The organism is Methylomonas sp. Uni0009, assembly GCF_054188105.3.
Window position 1 is genome coordinate 3718800 of the sequence record NZ_JBTAFN010000001.1, and the last position, 22935, is coordinate 3741734.

Annotated in this window: 21 protein-coding genes; 15 read left to right on the top strand and 6 right to left on the bottom strand. The window is 52.5% G+C overall.

Going from position 1 to position 22935, the window contains the following annotated elements:
* Positions 1-499: 499 nt before the first annotated feature.
* Positions 500-2230: a lipase family protein gene (locus tag ACWAU0_RS17110; protein WP_458137376.1), complete on the bottom strand. Its 1731-nt coding sequence runs from the start codon at positions 2228-2230 to the stop codon at positions 500-502.
* A gap of 270 nt (positions 2231-2500) precedes the next feature.
* Here ACWAU0_RS17110 and ACWAU0_RS17115 point away from each other — a divergent pair, with 270 nt between their 5' ends.
* The 13 genes from ACWAU0_RS17115 (at position 2501) to ACWAU0_RS17175 (ending at position 14821) form a co-directional block, all read left to right on the top strand.
* The gene (locus ACWAU0_RS17115) at positions 2501-3607 is read left to right on the top strand and encodes a hypothetical protein (RefSeq protein ID WP_458137377.1); all 1107 of its coding nucleotides are present in this window, start codon (positions 2501-2503) and stop codon (positions 3605-3607) included.
* 42 nt (positions 3608-3649) lie between these two features.
* The gene (locus tag ACWAU0_RS17120; protein WP_171695579.1) at positions 3650-4498 is read left to right on the top strand and encodes a hypothetical protein; all 849 of its coding nucleotides are present in this window, start codon (positions 3650-3652) and stop codon (positions 4496-4498) included.
* Positions 4499-4547: 49 nt separating this feature from the next.
* Positions 4548-5426, top strand: a complete 879-nt coding sequence (locus tag ACWAU0_RS17125) for an SUMF1/EgtB/PvdO family nonheme iron enzyme (protein WP_458137378.1) — start codon at positions 4548-4550, stop codon at positions 5424-5426.
* Between the two features lie 114 nt (positions 5427-5540).
* On the top strand, positions 5541-7709 hold the full coding sequence (locus tag ACWAU0_RS17130; protein WP_458137379.1) for a patatin-like phospholipase domain-containing protein: 2169 nt from the start codon (positions 5541-5543) through the stop codon (positions 7707-7709).
* Between the two features lie 40 nt (positions 7710-7749).
* Positions 7750-8706 carry a hypothetical protein gene (locus ACWAU0_RS17135; RefSeq protein ID WP_171695576.1) on the top strand — a complete coding sequence of 319 codons (957 nt, stop codon included), beginning with the start codon at positions 7750-7752 and terminating at the stop codon, positions 8704-8706.
* Between the two features lie 19 nt (positions 8707-8725).
* Positions 8726-9073 carry a hypothetical protein gene (locus tag ACWAU0_RS17140; protein WP_171695575.1) on the top strand — a complete coding sequence of 116 codons (348 nt, stop codon included), beginning with the start codon at positions 8726-8728 and terminating at the stop codon, positions 9071-9073.
* 906 nt (positions 9074-9979) lie between these two features.
* Entirely contained in the window at positions 9980-10411 is a 432-nt protein-coding gene (locus tag ACWAU0_RS17145; protein ID WP_458137380.1) for a DUF6152 family protein, read from the top strand.
* Between the two features lie 141 nt (positions 10412-10552).
* On the top strand, positions 10553-11143 hold the full coding sequence (locus ACWAU0_RS17150) for a hypothetical protein (RefSeq protein WP_458137381.1): 591 nt from the start codon (positions 10553-10555) through the stop codon (positions 11141-11143).
* 138 nt (positions 11144-11281) lie between these two features.
* On the top strand, positions 11282-12313 hold the full coding sequence (locus ACWAU0_RS17155) for a hypothetical protein (protein WP_458137382.1): 1032 nt from the start codon (positions 11282-11284) through the stop codon (positions 12311-12313).
* 7 nt (positions 12314-12320) lie between these two features.
* Complete coding sequence (locus tag ACWAU0_RS17160; RefSeq protein ID WP_458137383.1) at positions 12321-12818, top strand: DUF6644 family protein; 498 nt, start codon at positions 12321-12323, stop codon at positions 12816-12818.
* A 4-nt stretch (positions 12819-12822) separates the two neighbouring features.
* Positions 12823-13299 (top strand): DUF6644 family protein, encoded by a 477-nt coding sequence (locus tag ACWAU0_RS17165; protein WP_458137384.1) that lies wholly within the window; start codon positions 12823-12825, stop codon positions 13297-13299.
* 139 nt (positions 13300-13438) lie between these two features.
* Positions 13439-13951 (top strand): cytochrome c, encoded by a 513-nt coding sequence (locus tag ACWAU0_RS17170; RefSeq protein WP_523070814.1) that lies wholly within the window; start codon positions 13439-13441, stop codon positions 13949-13951.
* 69 nt (positions 13952-14020) lie between these two features.
* Positions 14021-14821 carry a phytanoyl-CoA dioxygenase family protein gene (locus ACWAU0_RS17175; protein ID WP_458137386.1) on the top strand — a complete coding sequence of 267 codons (801 nt, stop codon included), beginning with the start codon at positions 14021-14023 and terminating at the stop codon, positions 14819-14821.
* 117 nt (positions 14822-14938) lie between these two features.
* Here the strand turns inward: ACWAU0_RS17175 and ACWAU0_RS17180 are convergent, their stop codons facing one another.
* The 5 genes from ACWAU0_RS17180 to smbP form a co-directional block, all read right to left on the bottom strand.
* Positions 14939-16198, bottom strand: a complete 1260-nt coding sequence (locus ACWAU0_RS17180) for an alpha/beta fold hydrolase (RefSeq protein WP_458137387.1) — start codon at positions 16196-16198, stop codon at positions 14939-14941.
* Between the two features lie 79 nt (positions 16199-16277).
* Positions 16278-16895: a redoxin domain-containing protein gene (locus ACWAU0_RS17185; protein WP_458137388.1), complete on the bottom strand. Its 618-nt coding sequence runs from the start codon at positions 16893-16895 to the stop codon at positions 16278-16280.
* A gap of 20 nt (positions 16896-16915) precedes the next feature.
* Entirely contained in the window at positions 16916-19027 is a 2112-nt protein-coding gene (locus ACWAU0_RS17190; RefSeq protein WP_458137389.1) for a protein-disulfide reductase DsbD family protein, read from the bottom strand.
* Between the two features lie 122 nt (positions 19028-19149).
* Positions 19150-19275: a hypothetical protein gene (locus tag ACWAU0_RS17195; RefSeq protein ID WP_458137390.1), complete on the bottom strand. Its 126-nt coding sequence runs from the start codon at positions 19273-19275 to the stop codon at positions 19150-19152.
* A gap of 135 nt (positions 19276-19410) precedes the next feature.
* Positions 19411-19746, bottom strand: coding sequence for a small metal-binding protein SmbP (smbP, locus tag ACWAU0_RS17200; RefSeq protein ID WP_458137391.1), 336 nt, complete (start codon positions 19744-19746; stop codon positions 19411-19413).
* 487 nt (positions 19747-20233) lie between these two features.
* Between smbP and ACWAU0_RS17205 the strand changes: the two genes are divergently transcribed.
* The gene (locus ACWAU0_RS17205; RefSeq protein ID WP_171695535.1) at positions 20234-20707 is read left to right on the top strand and encodes a (2Fe-2S)-binding protein; all 474 of its coding nucleotides are present in this window, start codon (positions 20234-20236) and stop codon (positions 20705-20707) included.
* Entirely contained in the window at positions 20704-22911 is a 2208-nt protein-coding gene (locus ACWAU0_RS17210; RefSeq protein ID WP_458137392.1) for a xanthine dehydrogenase family protein molybdopterin-binding subunit, read from the top strand. Before ACWAU0_RS17205 ends, ACWAU0_RS17210 begins: the two co-directional genes overlap by 4 nt.
* The last annotated feature ends 24 nt before the right edge of the window (positions 22912-22935 follow it).

A 22935-nucleotide genomic window follows, 5' to 3' on the forward strand; every position in this document is an offset into this window, starting at 1 on the left:
GGCTAGCAAGGTCAGGCGAAAAACACGGTTCGGATTTTCTGCACAGGCCAGCTAGAGAATAAATTGTTGATCGCATTGTGTACCTTCATTCTGGATAATACGCAAGCCGATTAGATGATTGGCACTCGATAATAAAAAGCACCAACATATGTCACTTAAAGCTCTTGCAAGCTATACCCACCGCACTTTGCCGCCTATAAACTGGCTTCATCGTCCTTCCTAAGCTTCCCGCCTGTCCCAGCGTCCAAACCTAGATCGGGTGCCACGAGAAGGGAAAACTCCGGATTTTGCGCCACTAATACAGAAACATTTCAAGCCGAACATTCTAATAGAGCAAGTTCGGCCATAACCGATCAATCGCAAACTCAAATCCTCAATTACTTAAAAGACGGCTAAGGATGCAAAAGCAGACTGCCGATTGAAGTTCAAGATTTTCAGATTCGACTTAACCAATAGGAGTTGCCTTACTGTAAGTCCTTAATAAATGCTGTAACCATCTTCAAACCTTAGTCAAGACCAACAAAATACCAGCCACATACAATCCGCTAAACACCAAACTCCGCCATTGCTCTGCACTCAAATCAGGCCAAAATTCGCGCCCAATCAGATAGAGCAAATAGATTACGCCCAACCACAGCAGCGGGGCCACTTTGCTGACCGCGCTAACCCAAAACGACTGTTTACCTTCCTTGATAGTTGCGGGTAGCCCATCTGTTTTACCGGTAATCACAAACTTGGCAATTTCATCCCAATTATCCTCGTGCAAGGCAGCACTGTGCGCACCTTTGGCATAGCGGATTTGATTGACTTGGTCGGATTCAAACCCCCTATGGCCTGCGCCACCCAAATCTTGCCAATTCAACATCTGCATGGCATTTGGAAACCAAGCCACCACCCAGTCGCCAGAGGCAACGTAGTTCAAAACCTTTCCTACCCGTCCCTGCTTTAGCAAGGCTTCCCATGCGTAATCTGTTCTTACCACGCTACCGGCCAACACCACCTGCTTGAAGCGGCAGCACGGGTATTCTTTCAATGCTTTGGTTAGTAAGTATGTTCCGTGACTATGGCCGACATAAGAGAACTCAGCGTTGGGGTATTGCGCCAAACCCTCGGTATATTGATCCATCAACCATTCCACTTTCTCACGACGCCGCCACGGGAATAGAAAAGACAGCATGGGGAAATAGCCATAGCTGGAGGTCTCGGTTTCGAATGTTTTATGGTGATCTTTGCCAAGCTGCTTAACACGACGAGCGATTTTGTGTGTCCAGTAACCAGGATCGCGGATGCCATGGATAACAAAAATCAAGTCGGTGACCTTGTCACGCGAAACAAGCAAACTTTCGTCACGTGGCAACTGGTTATATTCCTGCTTTAAGGTTTGTTCATCCTTCAACAGAGCCGCGCGGAATTTTCGCCTACGGTCTTGCGCATCCGGTTTTTCATCCATATCTATGATGTTGCCATGCCCTGTTTTAGCCACATCCAGATAAACAAAATCACTACCGCTGACCAAATCGATATTATCTTCCGGGCTAACCATATCGTCGATAGAGCCCAATAACTGCACCGTCAAAGCGTTGCCGACACCTTTGTGTTTCGCGTTATATCGCATGCTCAGCCACTGAATACGCAGATTGGTGATAAACGGTGCGCCACGATGGATGTGCATGATTGCCGGCTTTTTGCGTGTTAAGGCTTGCCATACACCACCGAAGCCGACCCCTAAACTGAAATAGAAAGCCTTGCTCAGCGACATATGATGCGAAATGCTCCAGCCGCGATTCATACCGGCCAGCAGAATAATCCGCTCAACGCTGCCGGCCCATGGACGTAGTGTTTTTAGTCTAATGCCCGGTTCAAACGGGGCTAAAGCAGTTTCCCCGCAGGCGTAGACATACAATTTCCGGCACAACAACGCCCCAAAGCTATGGCCGACAAACATGATGCTCTCGTATGGGCTGTGATATTTCTCGATGCGCTCGGCCCACAAGACATCGATTTGCTCAAGAAGTTGATTGCAAACCGCCACCGGGTTGGCACAGGACCATGTCGCGAGCGGCAGCTCAGGTATAAAAATATCCGCGACACTGATGCCATAACTTTCAGTAACCACGGCCCTGACGTATTTCATACTATCGGCGGTATTGGTAAATGCATGCAGCAGCACCACCAGCTTTCTGGAGGAGGCATAGCGGGTCAGTGATTTAGGTTCAATAGGGGTTGGCATAGTCTTCCTTGTAATCAATCGTTTCAGGGATATAACGATTTTAATCAGTGGCGGCAAAAAACCGCAAGAAGTCAAAATTGGCTGACTTCCAAAACAGATTGATCTTCCAATGCTTTAACTCACCTTAGTTATTCGCAGATTCAGCATTCCTCATGTTAGTATCCCGCCGGTTTTTTTCGGCAATCGTCATGGAGTACTTAAACGCCCGCAAAGCCTGCCCGTCGCTTACTGTTTATTTTGGCCGCAGTAGCGCAACTCATCCAACCCGCTGTGGCTGAAACGCCTGATGGTGCGGTATACAAAACCATCAAGCCGGGCAAAGCGGCAAAACGTAAAGTCCGCCAAATGACGGAAACCATAGAAGATTGTACTGTCGATCGACGCGGTCGCGAATCCTGTCATGTCATAGCGACCGTTGAAGTACCGCTACCGGCCAACGGTCAAGTCAACGAATCAACAGTCACCATTAGCGAAGCCGAGGCCATGTACAAAAAATCCGAAGCCGACCGCCAACAAATGCTGGCGGAAATGGAACTGGAAAATCAACGCAGACAAGCAGAGTTACAACAGGAGGCCAAACAACTGCAAGCCCAATCCCAAACCGCTGTTACTCAAGTTGGCCAAGCAGTGGCCATCGCTCAACCGGCGGCAAAAGCCCCTACGGTAGACGAGATACTCAATCAATTTGCCGACCAACTGGTTGGGCGTAAAGCCGTCGCTGCCGGAAATAGCTGTATCACCAATGTCGGCGGATGCGCTGTGCCCAGCATAGATAACCAACCCGGCTTCTCGCCGGTGGCAGCCGTGCAGAATCAATGCAGTTTTACGATAGAGGCCTGCATAAAACAAAAAAACTACGATGGCTCGTTAATGAATGCCAATTGCGACATTCTCAAACCCGGAGATGCGGTTAAGTATTCGATCATCAAACCGGACCCGGCATACTGGAACAACTTCCAATTCAGCGCCGTCGGCTCCCAAACAACCGAGATTGACAAAGCTTGTCGTGAAAGCCCGGCTTCTTATCAGGCCAACATCAAAGGTTTGCCTGGCCAAGCCAGCACTAAAGCCGCCGCTGACGCCGGCAGTGACAATCTCGCAGGGCAAAAAAATAGTAACAAAAAGCCCGAGTATATCTTCAAAGAAGTCGCTGTCGCCGGCCAATGGAAAGATTGTGAATTTGAAAAATCTGGCGCCATCAGTTGGGCAAAAAGGGTGCGTGACCATTATGCCAATGAGCTATGCAATGGCGATGACGGATGGCGTTTTGACCGAATCAAGTTTGAAGGTTATGAACAAGCCATAGCCTGCAAAGACGGCAAATCCTGGAAAGCTGAAATTACCCAAGGGATCGCTATTTGTAAAAAACTGCAATAAGCGTTTTATAAAACTTGGCTATTCACCCGGGGAAATACCGCAATGCGCTATCTGATTTTAATCTTATATTTGTTTACGCCTAAGCTCTACGCCGCCGACCCCGATGCCTGCTTCGTGGTCGACGAAATCATCCAGGGCAAGGAATGTACCAAACCCAATGGAATTCGCATCAACTTTAGCAACCGTTGCGATGCACCGATGGACGCCCGCTATTGCCTGCAAATGAGCAATGGCGATTGGAACTGCGGCGTTGGCATTGCGCTTAACCTGCAGGCTAAACACAACTGGTGGACTTGCGAAGGCACTGGCCAATATAAAATCTGGGGCCGCAGTGTTAATTCCAAAGTACCTTTCCCAGACCCATACGGCAGCTATAAACAACAGGGCGCTCAAATTTACGCCACCGCCAACGGCGAAACCGAAGCCAGTGCCTGTACCCGCGCCCAAGTCGCTGCCAACAATGGCGGGGATTGCCAATGCGAACCCATGACCGACACAGTCGGCTTTCAATGCCGCATCGCTATCGCCGCCTTACCGGCTAACGCCAAGGAACCGGCCAAGGCCTTTAAAGACAGCGAATTTGCCGCCAAAACCAACGGCGCAGCTGCCTCAAACGCCCCGCTGCAAACCGTAACAGCCACCAGCGCCGGCAACAGTGCTGATCAAGCCTGCAACGCCGCCCGCGCCCAGTTGCCCGCCGCTGATGCCGATTGCCAATGCGAAGTAAAAGGCAACCTTGCCGTTTGCCGCGCCACTACCCTACAAGCATCGCCTGAGCCTAGCTTACCCAAACAACTCAGCGAGTTCGGTAAAGACACGCTCAAACAAACCAACCCGATTGACCCCAACCAGCCGCCCCCGCCCAACCCCGGCAGTGGCAAGCGCGATTAAGGGTTTTAATCTTTACCCCGTTTTATTTTCAACATGGATGCGCATCACTATGCCTAACAGACTGATTATCTTCCTCTTGGCCGGCAGTCTGCTTGCCAGTAACGCCCACGCCGGCAGCGCCGAACAACTCGCCACCCATGCCACGCAAGCCCTGGCCGCTAAAAACTACGCCCAAGCCGAGCGCTATCTGGAACAACTGCAAAGCCAACACAGCCCGTTGCCGCAATCGTTCGGTTTTCTGTACGGCCTTAGCCTGTTTCAACAACAAAAACTCGAGCAAGCCAAACCGGTACTGGAAGCCTATCTGGCGCAATACGGTGCAAATGGTCCTTACAGCGAGCAAGTTCAAGCCATGCTCAAACAGCTGGGCAAAGCCGACGATAGGGGCATTGAAATGGTCAAACTGCCCAACGGCATCTTGATGGGCAAATACGAAGTCACCCAAGGCCAATGGCAAAAAATCATGGGCAACAATCCATCTTACTTCAGTACCTGCGGCAACAACTGCCCGGTGGAACAAGTCGGTTGGGACGATGTCCAGCAATTCATCCAGCGCTTAAATCAACAGACCGGTAAACGCCACCGCTTACCGACCGAGGACGAATGGTATGCCGCCTGTCAGGCCGGTAGCAGCCACAAGTACTGTGGCTCCGATAGTATTGGCACGGTAGCTTGGTATGATGAAAATTCGGGTAGAAGCACTCACACGGTTGGGCAAAAGCAACCCAACGCCTGGGGCTTGTTCGACATGAGTGGTAATGTTAGTGAGTGGACCAGTTCGTGCTATGACGGCGACTGTTCCCTGCGTGTGTTACGCGGCGGTTCCCGTGATAGCGGACCGAGCTACCAACGTTCGTCGTACCGCGACGGGTACTACGCCAACTACCGCCTTCACTACCTCGGCTTCCGTCTCGCCCAGGACCCTTAACTTTACGCTTTATGCTTTTCCCTTTACCGTCCGGCGCGTTAGCGCCGGATTTTTTTTACTACCCACGCCCTTTAAGCCAAACGCTGGGCGTACCACACTTTTGAGGTTTTTTGCATGAAGCCCATCACCCCGTCCGTCTTGAGCATTGCCGTGGCCTTGCTGCTCAGCGCCTGCGCGAATCAATCCGTCACGCCGCCGGAATTTCCCGCCGAAAAGTTGTTAGGCCCTCAGCAAACCGCAGGCAACCCCCAAAAGATCGGCTTGGCCTTTTCCGGCGGCGGCACCAAGGCGGCGTCTTACGCAATGGGGGTGTTGGCGGCTGCCGTGCAAAGCAATGGCGGCAAAGGCCTGAGCCAATTCGACGCCATCTCTAGCGTCTCCGGCGGCAGCTACGCCTCGTTGTTTTTGTACAGCAAGTTGATGTTGCATGATCAAGACCCTGGCAATCCGCAAATCACGGACTATTTTGCCGATTGCATGCCGGAGCATTACAGCCAAGTATTGCCAGGTTATGCCAACCAAACTAGGCCTTTTTGCAACCTTGCCACTCAACAGCAAAAAGAGCAGTTCAAATTCCAGCAGTATCTTCGCTGCCGGCAAGATGTTCTGCAAAGCGATTGCAAGCCAGGCATGGACGGTAAAGAGGATGACAATGAGATTGCTACCGGCTTGAAACTGGTTGCTGAAACGGCCGCCATTTTTGTGCCCAATTTTATTGCCCGCACGGTATTCGACTGGCCGGTGAATTTGTCTCGCACCCGGCATGCCTATCAAGAGGGGATTTGGAGCAGTTATGCCTGGTATCCGACAAACAGCATATTCGTAAATCTTGAGGAAGATATTGATGACATCAACGACGTTGCCGACGATAAACAACCTTGCTATTTCCTGCATTGCCAAGCAAATGATCGAGCTAAAGAAGCCCGTCAACTGACGTTTCAACAATTAGAAAACACGCTGAATTCAGCCAAAGACATTAAATACCCAACCTGGTTTATCAACGCTACTGCCAGCAGGAAACGTAGCTTCTTGGGTTGGTCTTTGCCCGGACAGCGCGATTTTACTCAGTACACCATGCAAATGTCGCCCTATGGGGTTAGAACTGGCTTATACGGCGATTTTCAGATGAAAGATTCCGGGAGCGATGCCCGCTTCGACTTGGATTTGTTGGACGCCGTTACCGCCTCCGCTGCATTTGCCGACGCCAATGAATCGGTATTCTCGCAAAAGTGGGGTTTAAGATTTTTCTCGGCAATTTTTCTACACTTGGCCGGCCAGGATTGGGGGAAAGATATAGATAATCCAAATGTCGCCGAAGGCTGGCGCTATCTGCACAATACACTGCCGTTTCCTTTGTATTATACCGATGGTGCTTTACGCATTTTGGGTGGGCAAACCGAGGATAAAACCCGTTCGTCATACATGCATTTGATGGATGGCGGCAATAATGACAACTTGGGCGCATTCAGCCTGATTGAAGCCGGCATGAAGAATATTTTTATTGCCGATAGCGCCGAAGATGAAAAAGGCGATCTTGAGGATGTGTGCTTGTTGCATAACGAAATAAGGATAAGAAATTTATATGGTACCAAGGTTGATAAGTCGGGCTTAATAGACCCTAACGACGCGCGAAAATTAATCATCCCAGGCTTGGAAGGCCTGGAAAATCATTGTTTGAACTTGGTTGGCGAGTCAGCCAATAATCCAGGCGATAAGGTACGCAATGTGAATGGACCTGCAACCAGCGGACATTATTCGATTTATGACTGGCAGCATAAAGTGCTGGTCGGCTGTATTCGTAAAGGCACCGGCAATACTTGCGACAGTAGTCAGGATAGTGAGATAGACGCCAAAGTGTTTTTGTTGAAACCGGCCATTAATCTGGATGAAATCAAAACACAGTATGTCGATGTAGAGCGTAAACAGGTGAAAGTACAAAGGTGTGACAAAAATCGAGAACCTGAATTATGTAACGAGGATGGCTTGGTGAAGCAGGGCGTTTGTGATGAAACAAACAACCCCGGTTTATGCGAAGTGGCGGCTTATATCGCCGATTCTTACGATCCGACCGATAAAGAGCATCATGGCTTGGGGAAATTCCCGCAGGATTCGACCGCCGGCATGACCGCCAACTCCGATGCCAAACGTTACGGCGCCTACCGCGAATTGGGCCGCTGGCATATGAATGCGGCTATGAAATTAATCAACGATCCAGTGGCCTTCGATGCTGAGTTGGCTAAGCAAACTCAACACAAGATTTCCTACGATGCTAAAGCTAACTGAGGCCAGGGTTTTGATCAAACTACTTTAAAAGGATAGGACTATGCGAAAACCAACTTTTTCAAAATCTGCGGTGTGGGCATTTTCCGCGATTATGTGCTTGGCGGCTTGTACCCCGCCCAACACCGCGCAACGCATTTCAGCATTTGCGACGGCTACTACCGATGTTTCCGAAAATGTCGCCGATGCGTTTAAACAGGTTAATCAGGCTTACATTGCAACCGCTACCGATGAGGCGGTTGGCATTATCAGCCAGGGCGGCAAAGTCGACCCAAAGGCAGTTTCAAAACCATTTCTGGACAATGACCAATACGAAGCTCGCGCGGCGGTTCTGCGTGTCCTTGCCGATTACGCCGGGTTGCTGGCGGAAATTATGGGCGACACGCCGCAACAAAATCTGGATGCCGAGGTGGATAAGTTTGCTGCCGCATTAAACAGTCTATCCAGTAGCTCCGACTTACAAAATCTGTTGGGGGTAAGTAGCCCCTTAACCAAAAACGATGTCGGTATATTGGCAACCGGCATCAATGAAATTGCCAGACTGTTTATCGACTACAAACGCACTAAAGAAACTAAAGTGATCATCCGTGACGCCGATGCCTCAATTGCCCGTATTACGACCTTATTGCAGAAAGATATTGGCGCCAAACGTGAGGTGAGTGGTTTACGTAGTCAATTATATGCAGCTTACGATAAGCGCCTAGCAGACCGTTTCATTTGGATTTCCCGTCAATCCAAGCCCGGTAAAACTACAACCAACGGCTTTTCTAGTGTTGAACAACGCGCTGAAGTGGTAGCTTGGTTAGACTTAGTCAAAGACCAGGAACAAGCCGATCACACCTTGGAACGTATTTATAAATCACTGGGCACCCTGCGTGCTGCCCACGGCAAATTGCTGACAGCCTACGATGATGACGCACCTGAATTGGATAGCTTGATTGGTTTGCTGAAAAGCGAAGCCGAGCGAGTGAGCGCCCGTTATAAGTCTTTGAAAAAATAACAACAGATAGGAGACACTGATGACCACCGATACTGAAAACGAACAACAAGCGTTATACACCGCAATTTTCAATCTACATGGTGCACTACGCGAAGCCTACTGGTCGACAGCAGATGAAGCTACAGGCGATAAAATCACCGCACTAGCCGACGCCTGTTATCACATTCTGACCGAACTGAATCAGGAGGACATAAAAAGTAGATCGGATGAATACCTAGAGTTGAAGCAGCTTGCTGAAAACACCATCGTGCGCTTGAAGCAAGTAAAAGAAAATATCGAGCAAATCGTTCATTCCGTGAAAATAGCCACCAAGGTAGCCAACGGCATAGAGGAAGCTCTAAAACTGGCGGCGAAGTTTTTTGTTTAGAAAAACTGCAAGATAGATAGGCATCAATATAAGTCTGCCAAACCTGTAAGGGGTTTGGCAGCTATCTGCAGCTAAGCAGACATAGAGTTTGTTTGTGGTTGAGTGGCGGGTTTGGGTCGATCGTGACAGTTCGCCACTCTCAAAGTCCGACATTTTTTTACCAGTAGAATCCTATCGGAATCGATGACCAGAATTGCATCTGAACTGGCTAGTCGATGTCGCCAGCTCAGTTGCGGACATGCCGCTCATTCAGATTCTAAGAACCCAGCACGCCAACTCGGAAACATCCTCGCCAGCCAAACCATCCGGATTGTCGGGCTAATCCATTCGCACGCCAATCCGGTAGTTTGCTGTCGAATTCATGCGGGCCGGCGTTGGCGGCACTGACCCGTCAAACAGGTACCTGAGTCGGACCGGTTGCCGAGTGTCCTGGCGGCACGCAAAATCGCCTCATGGTTACCGCCGAGTGGTGCGTCGACACATCTCAATCCCGTGGAGGTGCCGACGAAGCGTGCAGCGTACCGCCGAGCACTTTGTGGATGTCCCTCTAGCCCGGCGGGGTACAGCCAAAGCTTTCGGCGGTGCCGCTGGGTATATTTTCGGTGCGCATACGCGGTTTGGGCATATCGCCGGACAATTGCTCGAAGGATGTTGTTCCGCTGCTGCGTTAACAGCACGGCAGTTGTCCTCACCGATAAATCGTCCTCCTGTTTTTGATCGTCACTTGGTCGTTGTTCGCAAAGTAATTAACGCTAAAACAGTGGCTTAGCTAAATAAATACTCCTGATTATCGCGTTGTTATGGGTTATGGGCCTAGTTTTTGCTGAATGCAGGCAATGACGTGGAAAGTAAAGCAAACCATTTTCCACGCTTGATTTTTTAGCGATTTAGCGGAGGACATATCGAATGAACACGAAAGGCAAACTGGTAAGCGTGATATTTGTTGGCGGCCTACTTTCCCTGACCGCGCCGCCAGCCCATGCCCACCACGCCTTTTCCGCCGAATTCGACGCCGAACAACCCATCGAGTTAAAAGGTGTGGTCACCAAGCTGGAACTGGTCAATCCGCATAGCTGGCTGTATCTGGACGTCAAGCAAACCGACGGCAGCGCCAAGAATTGGGGATTCGAATTCGGCGCGCCGTTCAGCCTGAAACAAAAAGGCATCACCAAAGCCAGCCTGCCGGTCGGCAGCGAAGTCACCATCCAAGGCTATCGCGCCAAGAACGGCAAGGATTTTGGCTACGCGGTGACCACCGTGCTATCCGACGGCCGTAGCGTTAAAACCGGCGGCGCTCAGGATGCGCCGGGGACGCAAGCCAACGGCCAGGCGCAATAAACCGAATCGGATTTGTTTGAATATAAATATTACGGAATATACCCTCAATGAGTTCACCCAATAATGGTCCGTCATCGCTACAGATTGCGCTGATGCTGGCCAGCGGCTTGATTTTACTGTTCCTGGCTACCGGCGACGCCGGTGCGGCCGGCCCTAAAATCCCCCGGCTTGCCAACGGCAAACCCGATTTTTTCCGGCATCTGGCAAACCACCAGCGCCGCCGATTACGACCTGGAACCGCACAGCAACCGCAAGGACGCCCCGCCCGGCGCCGGCATCGTCGAAGGCCATTACCTGCCTTATTTGCCTGCCGCGCTGGAGCAAAAGCAGAAAAACTTCGCGGCGCGCGACACGCTGGACCCGGCGCTTAAAGGCTACACGCTGGGTGTGCCGCGCGGCATTTACTACCCGGAGCCGTTTCAAATCTTCCAGCGCAAACAAGACCTGACCTTAGTCCACCAGTTCGGTCATTCGGTACGGACCATACATACCGACGAAACCGATCATCCGAAAGACCCTTACGACTGGTGGTTGGGCGATTCGCGCGCGCATTGGGAGGGCGATACGCTGGTGGTCGACGTCAAGCATTTTAACGACAAGACCTGGTTCGACCGGGCCGGCAATTATCACAGCGATGCCCTGCATGTCGTCGAAAAATGGGCGTTTATCGACCCCAACACCGTCGAATATAAGGCCACCGTCGAAGACCACAAGGTATTTAGCAAGCCCTGAAATCTATCGGTGATTTTGCACCGGCACCGGGAGAAGGATTTTCAGTTGATCGAGGACTACCGCTTTACGCTGGACTACGACGACGCTTATCCGCCCAAGCCGAATAAACCTTAAAGCCGGATACCAGACGAGGACGTTATGACACCCATTAATGCAAGTCGCTCGGCGCTAGTTTCCGGGCTGGCAATCAGCGTAATGCTTACCGCCACGCCTAGCTTATACGCTGCGGACGAGACCAAAAAACCGGAAGCACCGGCAGCTAAGCCGGCCACCAAACCGCTGAAACTGGGCGGCCCCGGCATCGAACAGGAAAGAAGTTTCCCGAAAATCGTTTCCGGCAAATGGACCGGTCCGAAAACCGCCGACGGCCAACCGGACGTGCAAGGCCATTGGTCCAACACCATCGCCAACCACAACAACTTTACCGACCCGCAGGGCGGCATCCTTAACGATCCCAATCCCAACCGGATAGCCAAAGGTCCGCGCGAGGAACGTGCACCCAGCCGGGTCAGCGACCCCGCCGACGGCCAAGTGCCGTTTCAGCCTTGGGCGCTGGAAAAAGTGAAGAATTTTCAAGCCCATTTCCACGACCCGGTCAAACCGGAATACATCGAACCCTTGGCCCGCTGCGCACCGGGCGGCATTCCCAAATCCTTGTTTTGGCACGGTTACGAAATCAGCCAATATCCGGGTTATGTGTTGTTTCAATTCAACTCGGGCACCCGCATCATTCACCTGGACGGCAAACCGCATTTGCCGGAGAACATCAAGCTGTGGAACGGCGACTCGCGCGGCCATTGGGAAGGCAACACGCTGGTGGTGGACGTCACCAATCAAAACGGTAAAGCTTTGTTCGGCCGCTCCGGCGAATTTATCAGCGAAAACGGCCATATCCAGGAGCGCTACATCTTTAGCAATGACGGCGACCGCTACACCTACGAAGCCGTGTTAACCGACCCGACCGTCTATACCCGGCCGTTTACCGTGACGGTGCCGGCCCGCAAATGGACCGCCAAAGATCAGCCTAACGGCTGGCACTTCGAGGTTGAGCCAGCCAATTACACCGGCAAGGTGGCGCTGAAAGAACCTATCCTGGATCAATACGAACGTGTCTGTGCCGAGAACAATGGCGGCTTCGGTCTGGTCGCCGCTGAAGAACCGAAAAAATAGGCTCATCATGTCATTAGTCGAATTTGCCCAACTACTTAACGACTCCGAGTTCGGTACCGCGCTGCGCGAGTCGGTGTACATGTTTCCCTTGATCGAAGGCCTGCATTTGATTGGTTTGGCGCTAGCATTGGGCTTGCTGTTTTTTGTCGACCTGCGCCTGCTCGGCCTGTTTCTGCCGCAGTTGCCGGTTGGGCAAGTTTTGCATCCGCTTAGACCCTGGTTGCTGGGCGGATTTTTAGTCATCTTCGCGACCGGGATTTTGCTGTTCGTGGCGACGGCGGCAAAAATCATCACGCTGCCGGTATTTTTTTACAAACTGGGCTTCATCGCCTTGGCCGGCATCAATGCCTTGTGGTTTGAATTGAAATGGGGCCGCGATGTCGGGCATTGGGGCGACAAGTCCACCTTACCGGTTGCGGTGCGGTTTGCCGACTTCACGTCGCTGACCTTATGGAGTCTAGTAGTCATCGCCGGCCGTTTGATCCCTTACTTGAGCTACCAATAGCTTTATGTCTATCCTCGAATTCTTCAAAGCTTTGCAATCCAGCGGGTTTGGCCGCTTCGTCGGCAGTCTGGACCATTTGTTCTGCGCCTTACTGGAGCTGGGCCATATCGCCGGCATGATCTTGTTGCTGGCGTCGGTGATACTGACCAGCCTGAACTTACTGGGCTTGGGCCTAAGCAGCGTACCGTTGGCGCAAATCCAGCGCAGCACCGGCAAATTGTTCTGGACCGGTTTGACGCTATTAGTAGTATCCGGCTTGCTGATCTTCATCCCGGCCGCCACCAGCTACTATCCCAACGATTTCTTTTGGGCCAAATTCATCCTGTTGAGCCTTGCCTTGCTGGTGTATTTCACGCTCTATCGGTGGGTCGCTAGGTCACACTCACACCATACTTGGCTGGCAAAAGCCACAGGCGGCCTGGCATTGAGCCTGTGGCTGGGCGTGGCGTTCGCCGGGCGTTTTATCGGCTTTTTTGCTTAACGCCAATTCAGCCTTTTCAATATCAAAACGCACCGCCATAAAGCCTGCGTCTTCCTTATTCGCAACGGGATTGCCTATGTTCAAACCATCCAATTTATGTTTAAAAGTGCTTGTCTGCAGCATCACGGCTGCTAGCCTAATGATGGCCTGCAACCCGGCTACAACCGAACCTGCCGCGCCGCCCATTCCTTTCAAACCGGTGGCAACGCTGCAAGAGGTCATGACCTCAATTATCGATCCGAACATTGATGTTGTCTGGAACTCGGTATCCTCGGTCAGTACGGCCACCGGTACGGAAGAGCGCCAGCCGCGAACCGACGAAGATTGGCGACTGCTAAGGCAACACGCCCTGGCCGTGACTGAAGCGGCGAATCTGCTGTTGATCGAAGATCGGCCCGTCGCAGCTGCCAATTCAGTTACTTCCAGCGGCGGTGCGGAACTGACACCCGCTGCGATCAAAACCTTAATCACCGAGCATCGTCAGGAATTCGTAAAACGCTCGCAAAGCCTGCAAAGCGCCGCACAAGGTTTACTGGTGGCGATAGACGCCAAAAACGTCGAGGAGCTGGAAAAAGCCGGCGGCGAAGTCGAACAAGCCTGCGAGCAATGCCACAGCCAGTTTTGGTATCCGGGCGATGCCAGACCAAAGTAGTAGGGGCGTTGGCACATAGCCGGCCTAAGCTGCATACTGTAGGCCTTTTGATCTGGGCTATTGCCGCGCATGACCCACAATTTACCCGATCTCGATACCTACCAAACGCAAGGCTATCTAATCGCCAGGCAGTTATTTTGCCCGGAAGCCATGGCGGAATTACAGTCCATGGTCGAACGGATACATCGGCAATGGGCGGCGGAAAATGGCGATTTAATCCGCGCCAATCGTCTGTTGAACATGCACAGCCTGACCGATAGCCGGTATTTCAAGGAACAGGCTGCGGAACGTCTGACTTTGTTTGCCTGGATCACCCAGCCAGCGGTTACTGGTTGGCTGACGGGGTTATTCGGTGACGAACTGTATTTTCATAATAGCCAATTGTTTTTCAATCCGTTGGACCGCGAGCAATTGCCTTACTGGCACCGGGACCTGCAATACAGCACGGTCACAGACGAGGCACAGCAAAGCGAGCAAGGCCAATTGTTGGCACTGCATCTGCGGGTGCCGCTGTTACCCGAGCGCGGCATGGCCTTAATACCCGGCAGCCATCGCCGCTGGGACAACCATCTGGAACGCGAGGTGCGCTTTGAATTGAATGGTCATGGAAAACACGAAGATTTGCCGGGAAGCGTGCTGATCGATTTGCAGCCGGGCGATGCGTTATTGTTCGATGCGCAAATGTTGCATCGCGGCCATTACCAAAGCAATTCGGCGCGACTGGCCTTTGATATTTGTGTCGGCAACTACCACCCGTTTACGGCAGCGTTTCTAAACAAAGCCGTCTTGCCTGATCAGGCAGAGATGGCGCAATTGGCAAATCACGACTGGTATCGACGGGCTTGGCAAATCGCCGAGGGCTTTGGTTGAAATAGATTCGGTCTGCTAGAGTCCACTTGGCTTCTTGCTTTCGAGTTCGTGGCGATATGCGTTGGGCAATACGTATATCCTTGACGAGATATTTTTGGCTGACTTCCTTTACGCCAGTCAGTTTCGCGCCAACGCCGGTCCATGGCTAACGGCAAGACTCAAAGCAGCTTCGATAAAACACCAGAAAGGCTTTTGCGCCATGAAACCATGATTCGGCAGCACATACTTATCGGTCTGCACCACCCATAACGGATCGGCCATCGGCAATTCTGCCATCGGACGCAGTTGTAAGCCGTCCGCGACTCGCCAAACTCCGGCATCGGTCATAATCCCCGTCGGTCTGTCCAGGGTTAAGGCAGTGGGCGATGCGTTAATGCCGCTAGCGGCATTGACTGTACAGGCTTGATTTGTCGATGCGGTAGCTGTCGCCTCCAAACGATGGGTAATAAAACCGCGAAAATGCCCGACGGCGGTGGCGGCCAAATCCCATTGCGAAGCGCCCGGTATGTTCACCTGCGCAACCGGGTCCAATAGCGACTCGAACCAGGCCGGCACGGCCCGGCTATAGGTAAACATGTTTTTGGTGATGGTATCTGCTTCCGAACTGGCAACCACTACCAGCGGGTTGGCATGCTCAAGGCGATTCGTTGCCGCAATTCGCCGAACTGCCGCGCGCAGATCGGCAAAGCGGCGGGCTTCTACTGCCGGATTGACCAGCAACACCAGATCGCCGAAGCGGGCTTGATCGCCGCGTCCCTGGTGCAAACGTTGCAACCAGACCGGTTGCAAGGCGTTTAACATCACCGACGCGCCCAGACTGTGGCCTATTGTGAGCAAACGGTTATCCGGATCGGCATCGTGTTTGACGATGGCCTCGACATTTAATAAAAAATCTGGAAATTGCTTTTGGCCCAGGCGTTCGCTGACCGACCGCCGACTCCAAAAGGTCAAGGCGCACAACCAGGGCGTTTCCACGGTTTCGCCGCGCCAGCCGAGGTACACGCCAATCACCCGATAGTGCGGATTGCGCAGCTTGATGTCGCGCAAACTTTCCTTGAAACGGCGGACATTGTTATCGCTGTCCTTGGCGTTATGGTGCCAACCGTGGGTATACAGCACCACATATTGCGGCTGTTGACTGGCTTGTAAGCTATTCAGCAATGCGTCGGCTTGGCGTTGATCGTAGAAACGGCCGTCGTCGTCGAATTCCACGAAACCCAAGGTGTAACCATCTTGCGGGTTGACGACTAAATTGGCGGCGCTGCAATCCGCACCGGCATTGGCTAGACAAGGTTTTACACTGATATTGGTACGGAAATAGTCTTGGGGAGCGCAAGCTGATAGCAGTATCAGCATGGCGAACAGTAATCTGCTCATAAGGCGATGACTAGGACAGAGACACAAGGTTTTGCGTCACTGTCCCACTCATCAAAGGTAATTTCAGCTACTGCAGGCATTAACCGGCATATTTGACGGTGCAGCCGTAAGGTTTGGTCACGGCTTTGCTGATGGGTTTACCTGCCGCCAGTTCTTTTAGTGCTGAAGAAATATAATTTTCAGCGGTCGCGATGTCGGCTTGGTCTGCCGAGGCAATGCTGTCTATGCCGCCCTTATACAGCAGAACCCCTTTGAGATCGATGATGAACAATTGTGGGGTATTAGTGGCGCCGTACAATTTGCCGACGGCACCATCCGCATCGAACAAGGTGTTGGCGGGTGTGGCGTTGCGCTCTTGATTGAGTTTTTTTGCGGTTGCCGCGTCGACAAAGCCTTGTTTGCCGGGCGCGGAAGAAATGACTTGCAACCAGACGATGTTTTGGTTTTGGGCCTGTTTTTGTAAATTGGGAATATTGCCGGATTGGTAATGTTTTTGCACAAACGGGCAGTCGGCATTGGTCCATTCCAGAATCACGGTTTTGCCGCGCAGCGCCGCCAAACTCAAGGTGCCGCCTTCTGCGGCCGCCGCCGAAAATGCCGGTGCCGGCTGGCCGACCACCGGCTCTGCTTTGGCAAGGGCCGGCATTAACAGCATTAAGCTAAGGGTCATCAATCCGAACAAACGCTGAGAAATCATAAATACTCCATTGCTGATGGTTAAAGACGAGCGCCTTGAATGGCGCCGATAACGAGATCAGGGGTCAGAATTTGCGGTAATACCGTCGCCTCCTGCGCTCCCGGTCCGAAATACAAATACAAGGGCACGCCGCTGCGACCAAATTGGCTCAATACCTTGGCGATACCCGCATCACGGTTGGTCCAGTCGCCTTTCAGGTAAGTCACCTCGGCGTTGAGAAACGCGCCGCGAACCGCTTCGCTACTCAAGGCAATACGTTCATTGACTAAACAGGTGATGCACCAGTCGGCGGTGAAATTGACGAATACCGGTTTGCCTGCACTGCGTAATTGGGCCAGTTTTTCAGCGCTGTAGGCTTGCCAGTGTTGATTGTTGCTGTCCGTTGCATAGCTTGCTTGCGACAAGGTTTGGATGCCTAGTTCGCCCGCCAGCAAGGCCAGCAGTAAAGTTACGCCGGCGCTGGTGTGGATGACGCGGCGCTTTATTTGGGTGGCGTTTCGGCTAATTTGCAATAACCAGACAGCGAGGGCAACCAACACACAGCCGCCCAGAGCACCGGCAACGGCTTCCGGGCCGGCTTGACGGGCAAGCACCCAAATCAGCCAAGCGGCGGTAGCGTACATCGGAAAGGCTAGCCCTTGTTTCAGGGTTTCCATCCATGCCCCGGGTTTGGGTAGCCAGCGCTGGAGTATCGGCCATTGACAAAGCAGCCAGTAGGGTAGGGCCAATCCGGTACCTAAACTCAGGAACACGGCGATCATCGCCGCCGGTGCTTGGGTGATGGCAAAGCCAATGGCTGCGCCCATGAAGGGCGCGGTGCAGGGGGTGGCCACGACTGCGGCCAACACGCCAGTGAAAAAGCTGCCGGCATAACCATCCCGAGTGGCCAGCTTATGGCCCAAGCCGGTGATGCCGGAGCCGATATTGAATACTCCCGATAAGCTCAAGCCCACTGCAAATATCAAGTAGGCCAGTATCGTCACGAACCACGGTGACTGAAATTGGAATCCCCAGCCGATGCCGGCGCCACCGGCCTTCAGCGCGACCAACACAGCGGCCAATGCGGTGAAACTAATCAATATCCCGGCCAGGTAAGCCCAACCGTGTTTGCGAGTTTTACCGGGATCGTGAGCGGCTTGTTCTATCAATGCCAAGGCTTTTAACGACAATACCGGAAATACGCAGGGCATGAGATTCAATATCAAACCACCGGCCAAGGCCAGTAACAGGGCGGTTGGCAAGGTTTGCTCGGCCAACGCGCTGGCCGGCTCGGCCTGGATGGGATTTGCCGTGCCAGGCCACACCGCGCTGATCTGATAAGCGCGCAAAGCGTCGCCGCTAGCGACAGTCAGCACGCCGGTCAGTGTTTGTTCGGGGGATAATGGCTGGTCGCCGGATGGCAAGCGGATGTCCAGGCCATCGTCGGCTAAGCTTGTTATTTGCTCGCCAGCATGGGAAATCGGTCCCCATTGGTCGGGGTAGAAGGCCAGCGCGTGCTGGTCTGGCGCAGGTAGTTTTTCGCCAGTCAGGTGTAACCGGAGCGTGCCGGCCGGACCCTCAAGCAAGCTGGCTTGCCAGGGTAATACCGCAGGCAATGAATTTTGGGCGGCTGTGATCAAAGGATGGGTTGGGCCGACCGCTACTTCCTTGGCGACCACCGGCAACTGGATTGCTAATTCCACCACCTGGGGAATGCAGGCCTCCTCGCAAACTAACCATTTCACCTTCGCTGAGATGGGCCATTCTGTACCAGGTTTCGCGTCTTCGGCTACCCGCAGCGGAGAGAGTAGGGTGACCGCATCGTGATAGCCGTAATTGACGACCGGCCCCAGCACAATTTTGCTGGGCGCAGGCCATTGGATCTCGCCCACCGACCAGCCGGCTGGCAGTTGGTATTGAATTTTGGTTGGCAGGCCGGAGTCGCCAGGGTTTTTCCAATAAGTGTGCCAGTGCGGAATAATCTGCTGGTGCACGCCAATCAAGATCTCATCGCCAGGATGCACGGCAGTATGCGAAGCAATCAGGCTGGCTCTTACCTGACCCGTGGCCGCTTCCGGTCCGGGGCTGGCTTGTGTGCATGGCATCCCTAAAACCAGAATGATGCCGAGGATGACGCGATAAATATTAAGCACGCTTGCTTCCTATCTTGGTTCAAATACAGGCATGTTAAAGTTCGCTGGCAACTTGGCTATGCATAGCCGGAGCCTGGGTATTGCTAACACCAGAAAGTCGCTGATTGCTGTCATTACCAGCCTTATACATTATTGGCCGCAAAAGGATGTTTGGCGTTTTTCTTCGCGGCAATCACTTCATGAGCACTTGGAAGTCCGTCGACAGCTTTATTGCCTTCGCCAACCCGCAAATTGGTAATTTTTGCCATTTTAAGTAGTCATTTTTACAAACAAATGTAAGTAATATTTTTGAAATATTGAATATCTATAATCGGCTATTTCGGTATTTATCCGCAATAGCCGATTAGCTGCGTTTTGTCCGATTTATATTGCGTTAAAGTAGTTTAAATATTACCTGCCTTGAAGTGGCCTACCGCTTCTTCGGCATGTTTGGTGGCCACTTCGGCATGGTTTTGTTTGCCATGCGCAATGGTTTCTTCCAGTGATTTTTTACCTGCGCTGATGTGTGCTTTGGCTTCTTCGGTGGCGGCGCTTTCCGCTTTATCGACGTGAGCTAGCGCTTTTTCCGCATGCTCCACCAATTGATCCGCATGGCCGGCTTTGCCGTGGGTTACCGCATGCTCGGCATGTTTTAACGATTCGGCAGCATGTTCTTCGGCAAATACGCCGCTGCTGGCAATTAATAAGGCGCTGGTAATCAATGCTACGGTCGTTTTCATAATATCCCCCTGGGAAATGGTTAGTTAATTTACTATTTAAAACCGAATAATACTTAATGGTTTACTGAGGATTTTTAAGTCTGAATAAACTTAGGAGTTTAGCGGTTTTAACAATACGAGATAATCCAATATCTGTTGTATCGCCTAATTACTTACTCAATTTATATGCCAGTTTTCAACTTGTTGTTTGCAAAGAAAAAATGCTGATTAATAGGGGGTTTATGTGTTTGCCTGTCAGCAAAAGTTGCTGACTTGGTGTTGATATATCAGCTATTTTCTGACTGGTGAGGGGGCTAGCCTGATTGCGATAAGTGACTTGTGTTCTTTTAAAGACTAGAGTTTTCTAATAAATGGCTTGGGATTCAACTGTTTACATGGTCTTTGTGTGTAAGCTGTACGCCAATCCTATATAGGTGCGAATTTTGCTTATCTGTGGATTGCTACGAATGCGCGCCAGATAATTACAACCATCCAATCATCAATTCTTATGAGCAAATACACAGTCAACGTCAACGGGACACAACACACCGTGGATGTTAATCCCGATACGCCCTTGTTGTGGGTGCTGCGCGATCATCTCAATCTGGTCGGTACCAAATTTGGTTGCGGGATAGGCCAATGCGGCGCCTGTACCGTGCATATCGACGGCCAGCCGACTCGGGCTTGTCTGACGCCGATTTCAAAAATCGGCCAAAGCCGGGTCACCACGATAGAAGGTCTACATCCAACTGGCGAACACCCTTTGCAGAAAGTCTGGCAAGAGCTGGATGTGCCGCAATGCGGGTATTGCCAGGCCGGGCAGATCATGACCGCCGCTGCGCTGTTGAAAAAGAATCCCCACCCGACCGACGCCGAAATAGACGCCGAACTGGCTGGCAATCTGTGCCGGTGCGGGACTTATTTAAGGATACGCGCCGGTATACACCGTGCCGCTGAACTGGCTGTCAAGGAGTCGATATGAACGAATATGAATTGGAAAACGCCAGCCGCCGTGACTTTTTACGTAAATCCACGCTGGCCGGCGGCGGCCTGGTGCTGGGTTTTTATCTGAATGTCGCCGATAGTGCAGCCAAGCGGGTCGCCAAGCCGGCCACTATTTCGGAAAGCAGCGTGTTTAAACCCAATGCCTTTATCCACATCGCACCGACCGGCAAGGTGACCTTGATCAGCAAGCAGCCGGAGATAGGCCAAGGCATCAAGACCTCACTGCCAATCGTGCAGGGCGACCTGGACCCGATTTACGGTAGCCAAAGCGCCGGCGGTTCACGTTCCACGCCGACCAATTACCAGGAGTTTCATAAACTGGGCGCCACGGCCAGAACCATGCTGATCCTGGCGGCTGCGGAAATCTTGCGGGTGCCCGCCGCCGAACTGCTTGCCAAGGATAGCGCCGTGCATCATCCGGCCAGCGGTAAACAGCTTAGCTATGGGCAATTGGTGGAAAAAGCGGTATCGATCCCTGTGCCCGCGCCGGAATCGGTGAAACTGAAAGACCCCAAAGACTATAAATTGCTGGGTACGCGGATCGGCGGCGTAGACAACCCCAGCGTCGTCACCGGCAAGCCACTGTTTGGTATCGATGTGCAATTGCCGGGTATGCAGTATGCCACTTATCAAAAATGCCCGGCCTTCGGCGGTAAGGTAGTCAGCGCCAATCTGGATAAAATCAAGACGCTACCCGGTGTAAAACATGCCTTTATCGTCGAGGGTGGCACCAGCTTAAAAGGTTTGTTGCCCGGCGTGGCGATAGTCGCCGATTCCACCTGGGCGGCATTCACGGCCCGTAAGCAGCTAGAGGTGGTGTGGGACGAAGGCCAGGCGGCCGCGCAAAGTTGGGCTGGCTTTAGTACTAAAGCCAAGGAGTTATCCGAACAAGCCGGCAGTGAAGTGTTGCGTAACGATGGCAACGCCAAGCAAGCATTGGAAGACGCGGACAAGACGGTAGAAGCGGCCTACAGCTATCCGTTTATTTCGCACGCCAGCATCGAGCCGCAAAATTGCACGGCCTGGTTTAAAGACGGCGGCATCGAGATTTGGGCGCCAACGCAAAACCCGGAAGCCGGGCAGAAGATCGTCACGGAAACCTTGGGCATTCCTAAAGAGAAAATTACGCTGCATATCACCCGCAGCGGCGGCGGTTTTGGTCGGCGTTTGATACCGGATTACATCGTCGAATCGGCGGCCATTGCCAAGCAAATCGACGTACCGGTCAAACTGACCTGGACCCGCGAAGATGATCTGCAACACGATCAATTCCGCGCCGGCGGCTTTCACTTTTTAAAAGGCGGCCTGGACGATAAAGGCAAGCTGATTGCCTGGTATAACCATTTCGTGACCTTTGCGCATAAAGTGCTCAAGGACGGCAAGGAAACCCTGGAGCTAGGCAGCGGCGCCAATCTGTCCGGCGACGAGTTTCCCGGTCGGTGGGTGGAAAACTGTTTGCTGGAGCAAACCCCGCTGGAGTGCAATATCCCGATGGGGCCGTGGCGCGCGCCACGCAGTAATGTGCTGGCCTGGGTGTTTCATAGCTTCATCGACGAACTAGCGCACGCCGCCGACCGCGATCCATTGGCGTTTCGTTTGGAGATCTTGGGCGATAAAGGCCTTATTCCCGGTACCGGCCAGCAAGGCATCCCGTACGATGTCAATCGGATGAAGCATGTATTGCAGTACGTCGCGGAAAAAGCCGATTGGGGCAGGAAAACCTTCCCGCGCGGCCAAGGGCAGGGCATAGCCTTTCATTTCAGCCATCTGGGTTACATCGCCCAGGTAGCGGAAGTCACCGTGTCCAAAGACGGTAAGCTCAAGGTCGATAGAGTGGTGGTGGCTACCGACATCGGCGCGCAAATCGTAAATCTCAGCGGCGCGGAAAATCAGGTGCAGGGCTCGGTCATCGATGGTCTGGGGGCGTTGATGTTTCAGGAATTGAACATCGAAAAAGGCCGGATCGTGCAAAGCAATTTCGGCGATTATCCGATGATCCGTATCGCCGATGCACCTACTCGGGTGGACGTGCATTTTCTGAAAACCGATTATCCGGTCACCGGTCTGGGTGAACCAGCACTGCCGCCATTGGCGCCGGCAGTGTGCAATGCAATATTCGCCGCCACCGGTGTGCGGGTCCGGCAATTGCCGTTATTGCGTACCGATTTGAGCTGGAGTTGATATGGCTTACAATCGCCGGCAGAC

What these genes read in the sequence shown, in the direction of transcription:
- ACWAU0_RS17110 (WP_458137376.1), bottom strand. Translation starts at nt 2,230, where the DNA reads ATGCCAACCCCTATTGAACCTAAATCACTGACCCGCTATGCCTCCTCC.
- ACWAU0_RS17120 (WP_171695579.1), top strand. Translation starts at nt 3,650, where the DNA reads ATGCGCTATCTGATTTTAATCTTATATTTGTTTACGCCTAAGCTCTAC.
- ACWAU0_RS17125 (WP_458137378.1), top strand. Translation starts at nt 4,548, where the DNA reads ATGCCTAACAGACTGATTATCTTCCTCTTGGCCGGCAGTCTGCTTGCC.
- ACWAU0_RS17130 (WP_458137379.1), top strand. Translation starts at nt 5,541, where the DNA reads ATGAAGCCCATCACCCCGTCCGTCTTGAGCATTGCCGTGGCCTTGCTG.
- ACWAU0_RS17135 (WP_171695576.1), top strand. Translation starts at nt 7,750, where the DNA reads ATGCGAAAACCAACTTTTTCAAAATCTGCGGTGTGGGCATTTTCCGCG.
- ACWAU0_RS17140 (WP_171695575.1), top strand. Translation starts at nt 8,726, where the DNA reads ATGACCACCGATACTGAAAACGAACAACAAGCGTTATACACCGCAATT.
- ACWAU0_RS17145 (WP_458137380.1), top strand. Translation starts at nt 9,980, where the DNA reads ATGAACACGAAAGGCAAACTGGTAAGCGTGATATTTGTTGGCGGCCTA.
- ACWAU0_RS17155 (WP_458137382.1), top strand. Translation starts at nt 11,282, where the DNA reads ATGACACCCATTAATGCAAGTCGCTCGGCGCTAGTTTCCGGGCTGGCA.
- ACWAU0_RS17160 (WP_458137383.1), top strand. Translation starts at nt 12,321, where the DNA reads ATGTCATTAGTCGAATTTGCCCAACTACTTAACGACTCCGAGTTCGGT.
- ACWAU0_RS17165 (WP_458137384.1), top strand. Translation starts at nt 12,823, where the DNA reads ATGTCTATCCTCGAATTCTTCAAAGCTTTGCAATCCAGCGGGTTTGGC.
- ACWAU0_RS17170 (WP_523070814.1), top strand. Translation starts at nt 13,439, where the DNA reads ATGATGGCCTGCAACCCGGCTACAACCGAACCTGCCGCGCCGCCCATT.
- ACWAU0_RS17175 (WP_458137386.1), top strand. Translation starts at nt 14,021, where the DNA reads ATGACCCACAATTTACCCGATCTCGATACCTACCAAACGCAAGGCTAT.
- ACWAU0_RS17180 (WP_458137387.1), bottom strand. Translation starts at nt 16,198, where the DNA reads ATGAGCAGATTACTGTTCGCCATGCTGATACTGCTATCAGCTTGCGCT.
- ACWAU0_RS17185 (WP_458137388.1), bottom strand. Translation starts at nt 16,895, where the DNA reads ATGATTTCTCAGCGTTTGTTCGGATTGATGACCCTTAGCTTAATGCTG.
- ACWAU0_RS17195 (WP_458137390.1), bottom strand. Translation starts at nt 19,275, where the DNA reads ATGGCAAAAATTACCAATTTGCGGGTTGGCGAAGGCAATAAAGCTGTC.
- smbP (WP_458137391.1), bottom strand. Translation starts at nt 19,746, where the DNA reads ATGAAAACGACCGTAGCATTGATTACCAGCGCCTTATTAATTGCCAGC.
- ACWAU0_RS17205 (WP_171695535.1), top strand. Translation starts at nt 20,234, where the DNA reads ATGAGCAAATACACAGTCAACGTCAACGGGACACAACACACCGTGGAT.
- ACWAU0_RS17210 (WP_458137392.1), top strand. Translation starts at nt 20,704, where the DNA reads ATGAACGAATATGAATTGGAAAACGCCAGCCGCCGTGACTTTTTACGT.